At 61.8% G+C, this 15,035-nt stretch carries 15 protein-coding genes; 5 read left to right on the top strand and 10 right to left on the bottom strand.

The window, feature by feature from the left end; genetic code table 11:
- Nucleotides 1-152 precede the first annotated feature (152 nt).
- The 3 genes from IP76_RS02150 to IP76_RS02140 form a co-directional block, all read right to left on the bottom strand.
- The gene (locus IP76_RS02150) at nucleotides 153-1,040 is read right to left on the bottom strand and encodes a metallophosphoesterase (protein ID WP_054156545.1); all 888 of its coding nucleotides are present in this window, start codon (nucleotides 1,038-1,040) and stop codon (nucleotides 153-155) included.
- Between the two features lie 83 nt (nucleotides 1,041-1,123).
- Nucleotides 1,124-2,200 (bottom strand): AI-2E family transporter, encoded by a 1,077-nt coding sequence (locus IP76_RS02145; RefSeq protein WP_054156790.1) that lies wholly within the window; start codon nucleotides 2,198-2,200, stop codon nucleotides 1,124-1,126.
- Nucleotides 2,201-2,349: 149 nt separating this feature from the next.
- Nucleotides 2,350-3,240 (bottom strand): VOC family protein, encoded by an 891-nt coding sequence (locus IP76_RS02140; protein WP_082352388.1) that lies wholly within the window; start codon nucleotides 3,238-3,240, stop codon nucleotides 2,350-2,352.
- Between the two features lie 215 nt (nucleotides 3,241-3,455).
- On the opposite strand from IP76_RS02140, the gene IP76_RS02135 reads away from it, so the two are divergent.
- Entirely contained in the window at nucleotides 3,456-3,866 is a 411-nt protein-coding gene (locus IP76_RS02135; protein ID WP_054156544.1) for a universal stress protein, read from the top strand.
- A gap of 25 nt (nucleotides 3,867-3,891) precedes the next feature.
- Nucleotides 3,892-4,212 (top strand): TraR/DksA C4-type zinc finger protein, encoded by a 321-nt coding sequence (locus IP76_RS02130; RefSeq protein WP_054156543.1) that lies wholly within the window; start codon nucleotides 3,892-3,894, stop codon nucleotides 4,210-4,212.
- A gap of 69 nt (nucleotides 4,213-4,281) precedes the next feature.
- On the opposite strand, the gene IP76_RS02125 is transcribed toward IP76_RS02130, so the two are convergent.
- From IP76_RS02125 to IP76_RS22680, 3 genes are all read right to left on the bottom strand, one after another.
- Complete coding sequence (locus tag IP76_RS02125; RefSeq protein ID WP_054156542.1) at nucleotides 4,282-6,600, bottom strand: Tex family protein; 2,319 nt, start codon at nucleotides 6,598-6,600, stop codon at nucleotides 4,282-4,284.
- 168 nt (nucleotides 6,601-6,768) lie between these two features.
- Nucleotides 6,769-7,188, bottom strand: a complete 420-nt coding sequence (locus tag IP76_RS02120) for a type II toxin-antitoxin system HicB family antitoxin (RefSeq protein ID WP_054156541.1) — start codon at nucleotides 7,186-7,188, stop codon at nucleotides 6,769-6,771.
- 4 nt (nucleotides 7,189-7,192) lie between these two features.
- On the bottom strand, nucleotides 7,193-7,387 hold the full coding sequence (locus IP76_RS22680; protein WP_082352372.1) for a type II toxin-antitoxin system HicA family toxin: 195 nt from the start codon (nucleotides 7,385-7,387) through the stop codon (nucleotides 7,193-7,195).
- A gap of 150 nt (nucleotides 7,388-7,537) precedes the next feature.
- On the opposite strand from IP76_RS22680, the gene purD reads away from it, so the two are divergent.
- The 3 genes from purD to IP76_RS02105 all read left to right on the top strand — a co-directional run bounded on the left by purD (nucleotide 7,538) and on the right by IP76_RS02105 (nucleotide 11,509).
- Nucleotides 7,538-8,809 (top strand): phosphoribosylamine--glycine ligase, encoded by a 1,272-nt coding sequence (gene purD / locus IP76_RS02115; protein WP_054156540.1) that lies wholly within the window; start codon nucleotides 7,538-7,540, stop codon nucleotides 8,807-8,809.
- A gap of 137 nt (nucleotides 8,810-8,946) precedes the next feature.
- Complete coding sequence (locus IP76_RS02110) at nucleotides 8,947-9,396, top strand: plant virulence effector HPE1-like domain-containing protein (protein WP_054156539.1); 450 nt, start codon at nucleotides 8,947-8,949, stop codon at nucleotides 9,394-9,396.
- A gap of 292 nt (nucleotides 9,397-9,688) precedes the next feature.
- Nucleotides 9,689-11,509 (top strand): methyl-accepting chemotaxis protein, encoded by a 1,821-nt coding sequence (locus IP76_RS02105; protein ID WP_054156538.1) that lies wholly within the window; start codon nucleotides 9,689-9,691, stop codon nucleotides 11,507-11,509.
- A 59-nt stretch (nucleotides 11,510-11,568) separates the two neighbouring features.
- Here the strand turns inward: IP76_RS02105 and IP76_RS02100 are convergent, their stop codons facing one another.
- From IP76_RS02100 to glyS, 4 genes are all read right to left on the bottom strand, one after another.
- On the bottom strand, nucleotides 11,569-12,072 hold the full coding sequence (locus tag IP76_RS02100) for a DUF523 domain-containing protein (protein ID WP_054156537.1): 504 nt from the start codon (nucleotides 12,070-12,072) through the stop codon (nucleotides 11,569-11,571).
- Between the two features lie 5 nt (nucleotides 12,073-12,077).
- Nucleotides 12,078-12,377: a type II toxin-antitoxin system RelE/ParE family toxin gene (locus IP76_RS02095; protein ID WP_054156536.1), complete on the bottom strand. Its 300-nt coding sequence runs from the start codon at nucleotides 12,375-12,377 to the stop codon at nucleotides 12,078-12,080.
- Entirely contained in the window at nucleotides 12,370-12,621 is a 252-nt protein-coding gene (locus tag IP76_RS02090) for a type II toxin-antitoxin system ParD family antitoxin (protein ID WP_054156535.1), read from the bottom strand. Before IP76_RS02090 ends, IP76_RS02095 begins: the two co-directional genes overlap by 8 nt.
- Nucleotides 12,622-12,725: 104 nt before the next feature.
- The gene (gene glyS / locus IP76_RS02085) at nucleotides 12,726-14,879 is read right to left on the bottom strand and encodes a glycine--tRNA ligase subunit beta (RefSeq protein WP_054156534.1); all 2,154 of its coding nucleotides are present in this window, start codon (nucleotides 14,877-14,879) and stop codon (nucleotides 12,726-12,728) included.
- Nucleotides 14,880-15,035: the final 156 nt, after the last annotated feature.

Raw genomic sequence — 15,035 nt, 5'->3', positions numbered from 1 at the left:
GGTCTTCTCCCGGGGCTCAGCCGGACATGCCGGCGCATATTGACGCAGTCATGTTTGCAGTGTCCCCGCAGATGAATGAAGTCACAAAGGAGTGAAAACCGGGGGCGCCGCCAACTTTCGGATATCTAACGGAAATTTCGGACGAAAACCTGTCAGGAAACTGTCAGTAAACCGGCAGTGCGTCGTCGTTTTTCGGGCGAAAGCGACAGACTTCGGCTTGGCTCGCGGCCGTGGCCGACGATCTCGATGCGATCGGAATAGACCGTGAGTACGGCAAAAGCGTTGTCGCTCTCCGTGTCGACCATGCCGCAGGCATTGATGAAATGCACTCCCCCACGCTCGGCGCAGTTGCCCCGGTGATCGTGACCGCAGAGATAGGCAAGCGCTGCCGGCGAGGACGCAAGCAGTGCTGCGATCTCTTCGGCGTCCCACAGGCAATGGTCGGTAAAGGGATGAAGCGGATAGTGGCCGAGAATGATGACTGGCTCTCCAGCCTTGTCCGCCTCGTCGAGCTGGCGGCGCAGCCAGTCTTTCTGCTCGATGCTCATGCCGGCATTCCAGGCCTGCGCATTGGCGGCACCGGATGCCTGCATCTCGCTCAGACGCCGTTCGGCTTGGCCACGCCTGGCATCACCGACTGGGGGCGCAAAAACCGAGATCTCGTTGCCGTCGATCACGATCAGCCGCAATCCCTTGATACGGCGGTGGTGGTAGGGTGCGGGCATATCGAGGGCGTCGTAGACCCCCATCAAAAGATCCGGCCGAACCATGAAATCATGATTGCCCGGCAGGAGGATGCGCGGTGCTTTCAGCGCGTCCAGCCTTGCGAGGACCGGCGCCAGGTTCTCGAAGCCGCGATCGATGAGATCGCCCAGAACGACGACCGCATCGAGAGACTGCATGTTGAAATGCGCGACCGCCTCTTCGAGCTTGGCCAGCGACTGGCGAAAGTAGCGCCCCTGCGCCGGATCGGGATCGCGATCATCATACTGCGGGTCGGCGATGATGCCGAGCCGCAAATGGGAAATGTCCTCGTGCATTCTGTCTGGCCTCTTTACTCTGTAGCGCGAGCGATAAAGGCCGGATACGACGTCGGGATGACGCCGAGATGACGGAAGGCGCATCATCCCGGCAGATTGGGCGTCACCTTGGATGAGGGAATGATGCCGGCATAGAGGGTCATGCAGATTAGCGTCAGCGGCACGGCGAGCATGGCGCCGACGGCACCCCAGAGCCAGGTCCAGAAGACGATGGCGACGAAGAGCATGAAGGAGTTCAACTCCAGCCGCTTGCCCATCAGAGCTGGAATCATCAGGTTTTCGAAAACACCGTCGAAGACGAAAAAGACGATGGCTGGGAGCAGGCCAAGCAGGATGCCGTCGTGAACCAGAAGCCCGGCAATCGCCATGGCGCCAGTCACAAGTGCAATGCCGAGAAAGGGAATGAAGCTCATCAGGAAGGCAGCGACGCCCCAGAGGAGCGGACTGCCAAGGCCACCGATCCAGGCAACGAGGGCGGCGATGACGCCGAATAATCCGTAGACCACGACCGCCGTTGCAAAATAATAGCCGAGCGCTTCCTCGACCTCGTTCAACATGCGGATCGCCTTCAGCCGCTTCTCCCTGTCGGAAAAGGCCCGGATGAGCGCGCGGCGCAGCTTCAGCCGGCTGGACAGGAACAGCAGCAGGGCCGAGATGAAAATGAAAACCTGAACCAGGGCAGGTGTGACACCGGCGGCAAGCGTCGACAGGATCGTCCCTGAGTTCTCCAGCATGGCCTGCATATTGTCCTGTCCGCGCGACAAAGCCGCCATCGGACGCTCCAGCCACGGGATCTCCGCGAGATAGGCGATTGCCCGCTCGATCATGCCGGGACCGTTTTCGACGAGCATATTGACCGGTGTCCAGATGACGCCAATCAGGAAGAGAAGGATGATCAGGAACAGGCCGGACAGGATCACTGCCGTCAGCGTTGGCGGGATTCCGAGCCCGCCCATTCGATCTGCCGCGATGCCGAGGATCAGGCCGACGACAATGGCCATCGTCAGTGGGATCAGCACGAACGACGCGAGATGCAGTGCGATCAGCGCGAAGATGGCGAAGAGGCCGATGACGGACCAGGACACAGAGTAGTCGAGGCCCGTTTTCTGGAAACGCACCTTGCGGGTCGGCGTCTCCTGATGATGCACCTGGAGGTTCACCGGCATCCCTCCGACTGAGAGGCGGGCGGCAAAGCGAAGTGCGACATGGATTGTTCCCCGGTTTCGACGCCTCTCAACGTTCGGGAACAATTTCCGTTCCAAGGGATTTTGGCGACCTTGTCGATCCGCCGATCGCGTCGGAAAGCCGCTCAGGCATCCGGCGCGACAAGGGTGATGCCGATTCCCCATGGATCGAGAAGACGATAGCCCTCTGCCGTCTTGTCAGCCTTGATTTCAAGGCCGTCGAGCACGGTCAGGACCTTGGCCAAGGCATCACGGTCGGTGAAGGCAAGCGCATAGTCCTGAAGGCCTGTCATCCCGCCGGTGCGCTGGCCGGCATTGCGGCTGTTCCAGATATTGGCGGCGACGTGGTGATGATAGGCCCCGCTGGCAAAGAAACTGGCACCCGGGTAACTCGCCATCTTCTTCAGGCCGAGCACGCCCTCATAGAAACGGTCTGCCTCAGCGACATTGCCCACCTGCAGATGGATATGGCCCAGCGCCGTTGTGTCCGGGGGGCCGGCCCAGCCGGTCTTGGCAGCTTCGTCATAAAGCGCCTGCAAATCGAGATGATCGGTGGCCATCTCGACCGTGCCATCGCCGCGATAGGTCCATTCCGAAGGCTGGCGATCGCGGTAGACCTCGATGCCATTGCCTTCCGGATCAGACAGATAGATCGCCTCGCTGACCAGATGGTCGCTGGCGCCATCGAAGCGGACGCCGAGATGGGCGGCATGGGCGAACCAGTCGGCGAGTTCCTGGCGGTTTGGCAGGAGGAAGGCGGTGTGGAACAGACCGGCAGCGGTGCGGGGTGCGGCCGCCACGTCACCGCGGGTCGACAGCGTCAGCAGCGGCTGGCCGCCGGCGCCGAGCACGATACCGCTTTCGCTGCGCTCAAGGACGGCAAGGCCCAACACGCGCTGGTAATAGGCGCTCACCGTGTCGAGATCCTTGACGACGAGATGGGCACGTCCGACGTGAACCGGGCGGGTCAGGGCGAAGGATTGTTCCGCCAATGCGGCTTGCTGTGCGTTGATCATCGTCCAATCTCCAATCGGGTTCTCGATCATGTTGACCCCAATCTAAGGACTCACAGTCGTTCACAAAAGATGCAATTTCTTCGATATATCGTTCGACGAACGTTGACAGAGACCCGGGCCCGCAACTTGATCCTGATCAATGCAGCGGGACCACCAAGCTCGCATTCTGTCCCCCATAAGAGGAACATCCGTCATTCCATAAAAAGGAGACCAGCATGTACAAGAAGATCATCGTTCCGGTCGATACAGGTGCCCTCGACAAGGGAGAAAAGATCCTGAAGAAGGCGGCGACGCTGCTGGACCTTGGCGGCGAAGTGGTGCTGGTGACCGTGGTCGAGGACATTCCAGGCTATCTGGCCATCGACGTGCCGGTCGACCTGATCGAGAACTCGATCAAGGATGCCAAGGCCAAGCTCGTCGAACTGAAGGAAAAGACCGGCATTGCCGGGCGCGTTGAGGTGCGCAGCGGTTCTCCGGCCCGCGAGATCCTCGCCTGTGCTCAGGAGCATGGAGCGGACCTGATCATCATCGCCTCGCATATTCCGGACATTTCCAACTACTTCATCGGCGCAACGGCCGACCGCGTGGTGCGCCATTCGAAGATCTCCGTACTGGTAGACAGGTGATCCCATGGAAAACCCAACACAGGCGATGGACACGGCCCATTTCGAGCATGTGCTGATTGCGCGCAAGGTGGAGATTGAAAAGCGGCTAAGCAAGATCGACGACGATCTCGGGCGGCTGAAAAGCGCCGACAGCGCCGAGCGCGCAACGGAATCGGAAAATGACGAGGTGCTGGAGGAATTCGGCCAGGTTGGCGAAGAGGAATTGCGGGCGATCGATGCCGCCCTCGACCGGATTGCAGCCGGTACATTCGGCACCTGCGTCAAATGCGGGGAGCCGATCTCTGTCGAGCGGTTGACCGCAGTTCCGCATACGCCCTTCTGCAAGGATTGCGCCGCAGGGCTTTGAGGTTGAACAATCCGTCACATTGAAAAGGCCGGGGCGATGAACCCCGGCCTTTTGCAGTGCGACGAAGGCTTACTTCTTGCGCATGGCTTCGGCCAAGGCAGCGCCCAGACCGCCCATCGACGACTGCTCGGTTTTGGGCGGGCGCGCATTGGCGTTCTTCATGGCGCTGGCATTGCCCTTGGCATCGCCCCGCATGGATGGCTGTTGCGCCTCGCCGCCGTCTTTGCGCATGGTCAGCGCGATGCGCTTGCGCTTGACGTCAACCTCGACGACGCGGACCTTCACCACATCGCCTGCTTTCACCACTTCATGCGGATCCTTGACGAAACGATCGGCAAGCTGGGAGACGTGGACCAGACCATCCTGGTGCACGCCGATATCGACGAAGGCACCGAAGGCGGCGACGTTGGTGACCGTACCTTCGAGCGTCATGCCGATCTTCAGGTCAGTGATCTCGTCAACACCCTCGGCAAAGGTCGCGGTCTTGAAGCTCGGGCGTGGGTCGCGGCCGGGCTTTTCCAGTTCGGCGATGATGTCCTTGACCGTCGGCAGACCGAATTGCTCATCGATGAAGCGCTTGGGGTCGAGGCTCTTCAGCGTGGCGCTGTCGCCCATCAGGGAGCGCAGGTCGCGGCCGCAGGCAGCGACGATCTTCTTCGCCACGCCGTAAGCTTCCGGGTGGACGGACGACGCATCGAGCGGCTCCTTGCCGTTCGGGATACGCAGGAACCCGGCGCATTGCTCGAAGGTGCGGGCGCCGAGGCGCGGGACCTTGAGGAGATCCCTGCGGCTTGCGAAGGGACCGGTCTCGTCGCGGTGTGCAACGATGGCTTCCGCCGTTGTCTTGCCGAGGCCGGAGACGCGGGCGAGCAGCGGGGCCGAGGCTGTGTTGACGTCGACGCCGACGGCGTTCACCGCGTCTTCGACCACGGCATCGAGCGAGCGGCCGAGGCGGCCCTGGTCGACGTCATGCTGATACTGGCCGACGCCGATCGACTTCGGCTCGATCTTGACGAGTTCGGCGAGCGGATCCTGCAGGCGGCGGGCGATGGATACGGCGCCACGCAAGGAGACGTCGAGATTGGGGAATTCCTTGGCCGCCGTTTCAGACGCCGAATAGACCGACGCGCCAGCTTCCGAGACGATGACCTTGGTGGGCTTCGGCGCGGTCGAGGGGAACTGGGCGAGCATGTCGGCCACCAGCTTTTCCGTTTCGCGGCTGCCGGTGCCATTGCCAATCGAAATCAGCTCGACATTGTGCTTGCGGATCAGCGAGGCGAGCTCGGCCTGGGTGCCCCGGATGTCGTTCTTCGGCGGGAAGGGATAGACAGTCGTCGTTTCAAGCACCTTGCCGGTGCCATCGACCACGGCAACCTTGACGCCGGTGCGGATGCCCGGGTCGAGGCCCATGGTCGGACGCGAGCCTGCGGGGGCGGCCAGCAACAGGTCCTTGAGGTTACGGGCGAAGACATGGATCGCTTCTTCCTCGGCCCGCTCGCGCAGTTCGCGCATCAGGTCAAGCGAGAGCGACACGGAGAGCTTCACACGCCAGGTCCAGCCGGCAACCTCCAGCAACCACTGGTCGGCCGGGCCTTTGCCAGCCACCTGATAGGCGGCGGCAATCATGCGCTGGCTGGTCTTGATCGGCGACGTGTCGTCGCGATCGACTTCGATGGAGAGCGACAGGAACTCTTCGTTCCAGCCGCGCAGCATGGCAAGCGCCCGGTGACCGGGCACGGTTGCCCAGCGTTCGAAATGGTCGAAGTAGTCCGAGAACTTGGCGCCGGCCTCGGCCTTGCCGTCGACGAGCTTCGAATAGAGGATCGCGCGATCCTTCATGTCGTTGCGCAGGCGACCGATGAGATCGGCATTTTCCGAGATCTGCTCGGCGACGATGTCGCGCGCGCCTTCAAGGGCTGCTTTGACATCGGCCACTTCGGCAGTGATGTAAGCTTCGGCCAGCTTCTGTGGATCACTTGTGCGGTCGGCGAGGATCGCATCAGCCAGCGGCTGCAGACCCTTCTCGCGGGCGATCTCGGCGCGGGTGCGGCGCTTGGGCTTGTAGGGCAGATAGATGTCTTCGAGCTCCGCCTTGGTCGTGACCGAGGCAATCTTGCGAGCCAGCTCGTCGGTCATTTTGCCCTGGCCGTCGATGCTTTCGAAGATCGATTTGCGGCGGGCGGCGAGTTCTCTGAGATAGATCAGCCGTTCGGCGAGATTGCGCAGCTGCGTATCATCGAGACCGCCTGTCACTTCCTTGCGGTAGCGGGCGATGAAGGGGACCGTCGCGCCTTCATCGAGCAGGCCGACGGCCGATATGACCTGGTCGGGCCTTGCGTTGATCTCGGTGGCAATGAGGGCGGCAATGCTCTTAATGTCGTCGGCCATGGGATACCCGTCTTGTGCCGAGCAGACTTTCGTTGGCAAGCCAACGTTTCATCCGCTTGGCGTCTTTGTTTTGCCGCAGGTTCTCATCGCAAAAACCGTGGAACACTTTTGCGGAACCTGCTTGGTGGAGGCGGACCATAGCGAGGGAATGCGGCAAGGCAAGTCTCGTTAACCCGCCAGTTTCCGCCTTACAGCCTCCGCAATGAAGCCGGAGCGGGTGTAGCCCTGACGCTCGGCCGCCTTGTTCAACCTCATTAGCAGGTGTTCTTCCATGGTGATGGTCACCTTCACGGCACGACCAGGGATATCCACAGGCATAAGGGTCACGAGGTCGGCTCCGGCAAAGTCCTCGGCGAATTCCGGATCGGCGCGGAGGGTATCGAGACTGCGAAACTCCGGCAGCGGCTCACCGTCCTGAACCATCATCTCGACATGCAGATCCAGCGCCTCCTTGCCGTCCAGCAGCAATGCGTCAAGCGAGCTGGACGCAGAGATACAGCCCGGCAAATCCGGAAAGGAGATGCCGTAGCTTTCATTGTCTTTGTGAATCAGCGCGACAATCTGCATGGTCTGATGTCTCATCTTCATGGGGTCACTTGGGAGGCCAGGCCCAGCCGGCCTGCCTCCATATCGAGCGCAGCGTTCCAATTGGAATGTCGCGCTTTGGATGGGGCACCGTCACCCGGCCAGGCTTCATCGGGTGCCGGTAATGTTTGTGGCTACCCTTCTGGCCGACTTCGGACCATCCCTCGGCCTGCAGGCGGCGCACCACCTCTTGGCTGTTCAACGACACCTCCCACTGTATGTATTTATAGGTATAGCATCAGACCGACGCAAGCGGACCTCTGAAATTCCCGGGGTAGCCTCCGAAAAGCTTGACCTTTGCCCCCTTCCCCCTTAACCGCCGGGCATTCCCCTGTGGCACTGGAGGCTGGTGATGAAGGTTTTGTTGATCGGGTCGGGTGGACGCGAACATGCGCTGGCCTGGAAGATTGCCCAGTCGCCGCTGCTGACCAAGCTCTATGCCGCGCCGGGCAATCCGGGGATCGCGGAAGAGGCGGAACTCGTTTCGCTCGACACCGAAGACCATGCGGCCGTGGTCTCCTTCTGCCGCGACCGGGAGATCGACTTCGTCGTGGTCGGGCCGGAAGCGCCGCTGGTCGCCGGGATTGCCGACCGTTTGCGCGAGGCCGGCTTTGCCGTCTTCGGGCCATCTGCCGCCGCCGCCCAGCTTGAGGGCTCCAAGGGCTTTACCAAGGATGTCTGCGCCCGCTTCAACATTCCAACCGGTGCCTATCAGCGTTTCAACAATGCGCCGAAGGCAAAGGCCTATGTGCGCGAACAGGGCGCACCGATCGTCATCAAGGCCGACGGGCTTGCCGCCGGCAAGGGCGTGACGGTTGCGATGACTCTGGATGAGGCGCTGGCTGCCATCGACGACTGCTTCGAGGGCGCGTTTGGGGCGGCTGGCGCGGAAGTCGTGATCGAAGCCTTCCTTGATGGTGAGGAAGCTAGCTTCTTCTGCCTCTCCGACGGCAAGTCGCTCCTTCCGCTCGCCACCGCACAGGACCACAAGCGCGTTGGCGACGGCGATACGGGTCCGAACACCGGCGGCATGGGTGCCTATTCCCCGGCTCCGGTCATGACGCCTGAGATGGTCGAGCGCACGATGAAGGAGATTATCGAGCCGACCATGCGCGGCATGGCCGAGATGGGCCACCCCTTCCAGGGCGTGTTCTTTGCCGGACTGATGATCACCGAGAAAGGCCCGGAACTGATCGAATACAATGTCCGCTTCGGCGATCCGGAAACCCAGGTCCTGATGATGCGGCTGAAGAGCGATCTGCTGCCGATCCTCCATGCGTCTGCCACCGGAACGCTGGACCAGGTTTCGGCTGACTGGAGCGACGACCCGGCGCTGACCGTGGTGCTCGCCTCCAAGGGCTATCCGGGGACTTACGAGAAGGCGACTCCGATCGCCACCCTGCCGGAGGCGGAAGACGGCGCCAAGGTGTTCCATGCTGGCACCGCATTGAAGGATGGCCAATTGGTCGCGACCGGCGGGCGCGTGCTGAACGCAACTGGACGCGGTGCGACAGTGGCGGAGGCCCAGGCCGCCGCTTACAGGCTGGTGGACAGCGTGGAGTGGGAGAACGGGTTCTGCCGGCGCGACATTGGCTGGCGGGCGATTGCACGCGAAGACGGCTGATCCCAGCTGATCTGAGAGGGTCAATTGCCCTGCACGCGACCACAATCGTCACGTTACGTCAAATTTTACCAATCTCCCTGACCGGATCGAAAGAAGTGCTGCGGTAAGGTCGTTCCATAGAATGAGGAACGACCCCCATGCGCAGCTTTCTTTCGACCCTTGCCGTGTTCGCACTGACCGCTTCGGCCCTGCCAGCCGCAGCCGCGTCAATCGATAAGGTTCACGGTGTCGATGCCAGCCAGCCCAGCATCCTGTCCGTCTCCTGCAGCCAGTGCCCGCCTCTGGTGAAGCGCGAGCGCAAGGGCGAATATCAGGTGCCGACCCTGCCTGAGGGTGGCGAGTTTGCCGAAGTGATCCAGGAGGGGGAAACTCGCACGCTGAGGCGCATCGAAAACATGATGGGCGGTTCGCCTGTGGTCGTCATGAGTTCGGCCAACGGCTGGGAAACCCGAGGCAGCACGATCATCGCGAGCAGCGCCGCCACGCCGAATGAGATCGATAGCAGCACGACCACGGCGGCCGTCATCGACGGCACGGCCGGTACAGACGATCTCAAGCAGGCCACAATCGACCTTAAACTGAAGTAATTCCGTTCCCTGCCCTGCCCGGCTACACGATCCGAGCCGATAGGGCCCTCCGCGTAAATGCGGACGAAGCGCTCCGGCTTGCCGGAGCGTTTCGTTTTTGATCGGCGCAATCGACAAACGGCATGCGTGCCTCGGGCCCGAGCGTTTGCAACGCCAAATTGCCTGCATTTTCATTAATATTTAGAGGCTATCATTCGCCTCAAGCGCGATGCAGCGTGAGGGCCCCGGCTCTTTCGTCATGACCTTTTCCGCAAAATGACGACTTTGCGTTCCTGCCCAATCGCGAGGCCCCATGAACCGCTTGAAAATTTCCCTCCAGTTGATGCTGCTGGTGGGTGGCCTGATGGCTGCCTTCGCCGTTGCAACATTCTTCCAGATCCGCGCGTCTTCCCAGGCGATTTATACGCAGCGCTACGAGTTGCTGCGGACCCAGGTTGAAACTGCGCTTTCGATCGTCAAGGACTTCAATGATCGCGCGGTTGCTGGTGAATTTACCGTCGACGAGGCCAAGGCGAAGGCCTTCGAGCTGCTGAACAAGACCCGCTTCGAACCGGATGGCTACTTCTTCGGTTACGACTACGACGTCGTCATGACGTTCCATCCGACCTCGAAGGACGTCGGCAAGAGCAACAAGGGCAAGGCCGATCCGAATGGCTTTGCCTATCGCGACGAACTTGTACGCCTCGGTCAGCTCGGCGGCGGTTTCGTTGAGTTCATCGGCCCGAAGCCAGGCAAGGATCCGGAAGACCGGACCTATCCGAAAGCATCCTACGCCAAGGCCTTCGAACCCTGGAAAATGGTCATTGTCACTGGCCTTTACACTGATGACCTGAAGGCGGAAATCCGCGCCAGCGTGATGAAGACTGTCGGCGTCTCGGTCGGCATTCTGGTTCTTGCCTTGCTCGCCGCCTTTGTCGTCGTGCGTGGCATCACCGGTCCGCTCAAGGCCATCCATGACGCACTGGGCGCCGTCGCCAATGAAGACGTATCGGCCAAGGTGCCGCATACCGACATGGCCAATGAAGTGGGCATGATGGCGCGGGCGACCGAAAGCCTGCAGCAGAAGATCCGCGACCGTCATGCCATGGCGGCACGCCAGCAGGAACAGCAGCGCGAACTGGATGCCGAACGTAGCCAGAACGCAGAGATGCAGGTTTCCGAGGCCCGCCAGCAGGCGCATGTCGTGTCGACCATTGGTCAATCGCTGGAGAAACTTGCCAATGGCGATCTCACCGTGCGCTGCGCCGATCTTGGCGTGAAGTATGCAGGCCTGCGCGACAACTTCAACGAGGCGCTTTCGCGCCTTGAGGAGGCCATGGCCCGCGCCAATCTCAAGGGCAATGACATCGCCATCTCGAAGGAAGAGATCCGCCGTGCATCCGGCGAGCTTGCCACCCGCACGGAACGCCAGGCGGCCAATCTGGAAGAAACCTCTGCGGCCTTGGACGAACTGACCGTTGCCGTTCGCCAGACGGCAGACGGTGCGCGTGAAGCGGCCAGCCGAGTCGGCGCCGTCAGCGGCGAGGCCAAGCAGAGTGACGAGATCGTCACCCGCGCGATCAATGCGATGAGCGGTATCGAACAGTCGTCTGCCGAAATCACCAAGATCATCGGCGTGATCGACGAGATCGCTTTCCAGACCAATCTTCTGGCGCTGAATGCCGGCGTCGAGGCGGCCCGCGCTGGCGAAAGCGGCAAGGGCTTTGCGGTCGTCGCCCAGGAAGTGCGCGAACTGGCGCAGCGTTCTGCGGCTGCGGCCAAGGAAATCAAGGATCAGATCGCCCGCTCCTCGCAGCAGGTCGAACAGGGCGTCCAGCTCGTCGGTCAGGCCGGTGAAGCGCTGAAGCGCATCTCCGACCAGATCGCCGGTGCCAACGCCATCGTCTCGAAGATCTCGCACAGCGCCCAGGAACAGGACTCGACCCTGCGTTCAATCTCGACTTCGATGAACCAGCTCGACCAGGCGACCCAGCAGAACGCCGCAATGGCGGAAGAGACCACGGCATCGGCCGAGGTTCTTGCCAACGACACCGGCGATCTTCTCGACCTTATCCGCAGCTTCAAGACCAGCCAGGCCGGCGCCGGCCAGCAGCAGTATCGCATGGCGAGCTGAGCCACGACCGCAATCGAAACGACAGGGGCCGTCGGAGCGATCCGGCGGCCTTTCTCGTTTCAGCTGGCTCTATCGATGTGGGCCGCGAGACGATCGAGTTCGCGATCGGAAAAGACCGCGATGCCGGCCCGGCGCATGAGGGCTGCGGTAACGCCGAAGCCGGGGTGGCGGGTGCTGGAAAACGAGCCATCATAGATAAAGCCGGATCCGCAGGACGGGCTGCCATCAATGAGGAGCGCTACGGCGCATCCCTGCTCGCGGGCGAAGGCCACGGCCTTTTCCCCACCCTGGATGAACTCCTCGGTCACATCGCCGCCCGTGACTTCCAGCACCCGAGCGCGACCGGCCAGTACATCCTCTCCATTCATGCGGCCTTCGATCTCGGCGGGTGGACGGGGTGTCGGCAGGCCACCGGCCTGTTCGGGACAGTAACCGACGAGCCGTCCCTCGGCCTTCCAACGTTCAATCAGCGGATCGTGGAGGAGTTTGCCCTTGCCGTCGTAACGGACGGGGCGGCCGAGGAGGCAGGCACTGATGAGGATTTTTGGGGGCATCGACGGCATTGCTATCATTCGTCCCGCAGGCGTGAGACGTCTGCTCGCTCGTGGATAATACGGACGACTTCCACCGTGCCGTCCTCCAGAATGACATAGAAGATCAGATGCGAGCCGGACCGGCGGCGACGGTACCCGGGCCGCAACGACTTCACCTCACTGCCTGACAACGGATAGGTTCCGATTTCCGTAATCATCGCCAGGATCTGTCTCAGGTATCGTTCGGCTTGAGCCTCAGACCACCGATCCAGCGTGTAGTCACCGATCTCCAGAAAATCCTGGCGTGCGGCGGGACTGAGCCGGATCTCAGCCACGGCTTTCCCATCTTTCGCGAACGGACGTCATCAGGTCTTCAGGATCGAATGGCACGGACGGCCCGCTATCTTCGCCCTCGATCAGCGCATTGCGCAGCCACTCGATCCGAGCCTGCTCTTCTTTCAGTAGCTGAAGGCCGGCTTCGACCACTTCTTGCGCCGACTTGAAGTGGCCGCTTTCGAGCTGAGCGTCGATGAAGCTGTCAAAGGGCTCAGCGATGGTCACCTGGACGGGCTTGTTCATGCGGATGGCTCCCGGTCTCTTCATGTCCACGATAACACAAGAGACGAAGGTCGGAAAACGGTCTCGGGAAACGAAAAACCCCGCCGAAGCGGGGTCTCAAATCGTCAGCCTGTGATCTTGGAGAAATCCGCGACCGTGGCTGTGGCCTCGCGGATCGCCTTCAACAGCGCCAGGCGGTTGGCGCGGATTGCGGCATCCTCGTCATTGACAAGCACATCGCCGAAGAAGGTGTCGACCGGGGCGCGCAGCGTCGAGAGCGCCTGCATGGCCGAGCGGAAGTCTTCCGCTGCCACAGCGTCAGCGGCCGATTTCGAGGCGGATTGGATGGCGGCGAAGAGCGCCTTTTCAGCATCGAGCTTGAGCAGCGCTTCCGAGACGCCATCGGCGACGACAGTGCCCTTCTTCTCTTCAGCGGCCAGCAGCTGCGTGGCGCGCTTGGTGCCGGCGAGCAGGTTCAGGCCGTCTTCCGAGGTGATGAAGGCGGTGAGCGCTTCCGCGCGGCGGGCGACCATCAGCAGGTCGTCGGCCTCGGGCGTCAGCACGGCATCGATGATGTCGTGGCGGGCGCCCTGGTCACGCAAGTAGACCTTCAGGCGGTCGTGGAAGAAGGAGAGGAGGTCGGCATCCTTGGCGACGGACACCAGCGGCAGACGGATGCCCTTTTCCAGGATCATACGCACGACACCCAAAGCCGCACGACGCAGCGCATAGGGATCCTTCGAACCCGTGGGCTTTTCATCGATGGCCCAGAAGCCAACGAGCGTATCCAGCTTGTCGGCGAGCGCGACTGTCAGGCCGACCTTGTCTTCCGGCAGGCGGTCGGAGGGGCCGTTCGGCTTCCAGTGGTCTTCGATGGCGGCAGCCACAGAGGCATTTTCGCCCTGCAGGAGCGCATATTTGCGGCCCATGGCGCCCTGGAGTTCGGGGAATTCGCCGACGGCTTCGGTGCGAAGGTCGGCTTTCGCCAGCACCACGGCGCGGTCAACAAGGGCCAGATCGGCGCCAACGATCGGAGCAAGCACCTTGGCCAGTTCGCGGATGCGCGCAACGCGCTCCCCTTGCGTGCCAAGCTTGGCGTGGAAGGTCACGTTCAGCGCGTCGAGCTTCGCCATGCGCTGGTCGAGCGGCTTCTTGAGGTCGAGGTCGAACTTGGCAGCCGAGGCTTTCAGCGTATCGAGGTCCGGCAGGTCGCCCTGATCGCGCTTCCAGAAGTGCAGTGCATCCGACAGGCGGGCGCGCACGACCTTGCCATTGCCATGCATGATTTCCTTGCCACCGTCGGTGGCCTGGATGTTGGAAATCAGGATGAAATGGTTGGAGAGCTTGTCGGTCTCGCCTTGCGGGCGCACGACAAAACACTTCTGGTTGGTCTTGATTGTCAGGCGGATGATCTCGGCCGGGATCGAGAGGTAATCCTCTTCAAACGTGCCAAGCAAGACCTGCGGCCATTCGACGAGGCCGGAGACTTCTTCCAGCAGGCCCTCGTCCTCGACCAGTTCCAGGCCATTGGCGAAGGCGATGTCGCGGGCGTCGTGCAGGATCATGTCCTTGCGGCGTTCGGCATCGAGGATGACCTTGGCACGCTCCAGGTTCGTCACATAATCGTCGAAGCGACGGACGGTGATGGCGTCCGGTGCGTGGAAGCGGTGGCCATAGGTGACGTTGGATGCGGTGATCCCGTCGATCTCGAAGGGGATGACCTGGACTTCGTCGTGCTCGGGGCCGAAGGTGCAGACGATCGACTGCAGCGGCCGCACCCAGCGCAGGCTTTCCGAACCCTTGCCCTCGATGCCACCGAAGCTCGCGCCCTTGGGCATGGAGGCATAGCCGGAGCGCATCGACTTCGGCCAGGGGAAGGCGCGGATGATTCCCGGCATCACATCGGCGATGATCTCTTCGGCAGCGCGACCGGGCTTTTCCATATAGGCGACATAGAAGTCGCCCTTCTTCGGATCGGTCTTGACGATGGCCTGGTCGATGGAGGAGAGGCCGGCACCGCGCAGAAAGCCATCAATGGCACCTTGCGGTGCGGAGACGCTTGGGCCCTTTTTCTCTTCCTTGATATCGGCGGAACGGGCGGTCAGGCCTCTGATATCGAGCGTCAGGCGTCGCGGCGTCCAGTATTCGCGCGCGCCCTCATAGGTCAGCCCCGCATCAACAAGCGCATCGGTGACCATCTTCTTCAGCTCGCCGGCCGCCTTGCGCTGCATGCGGGCCGGGATTTCTTCGGAGCGGAGTTCGAGCAGGAGATCGGGCATCGATTGAGACTTTTTTCGCTGGTTGCAGAGGGCTGCGCCGGACTTAGCAAGCCACGCGGCAAAAGTCATCCATGGATCAGTGCAAAATGGGGAGGATCAGGCGGCAGACCGTGGGATCATCGCGGTGCGGCCACGGATCACCCCCACCCGCCGCTT

Source organism: Rhizobium sp. AAP43 (assembly GCF_001296045.1).
In the GTDB taxonomy this organism is placed as follows: Bacteria; Pseudomonadota; Alphaproteobacteria; order Rhizobiales; family Rhizobiaceae; genus Allorhizobium.
The sequence above is the reverse complement of the archived record's forward strand: the minus strand, read 5'-3'. Positions and strand labels throughout refer to the sequence as shown.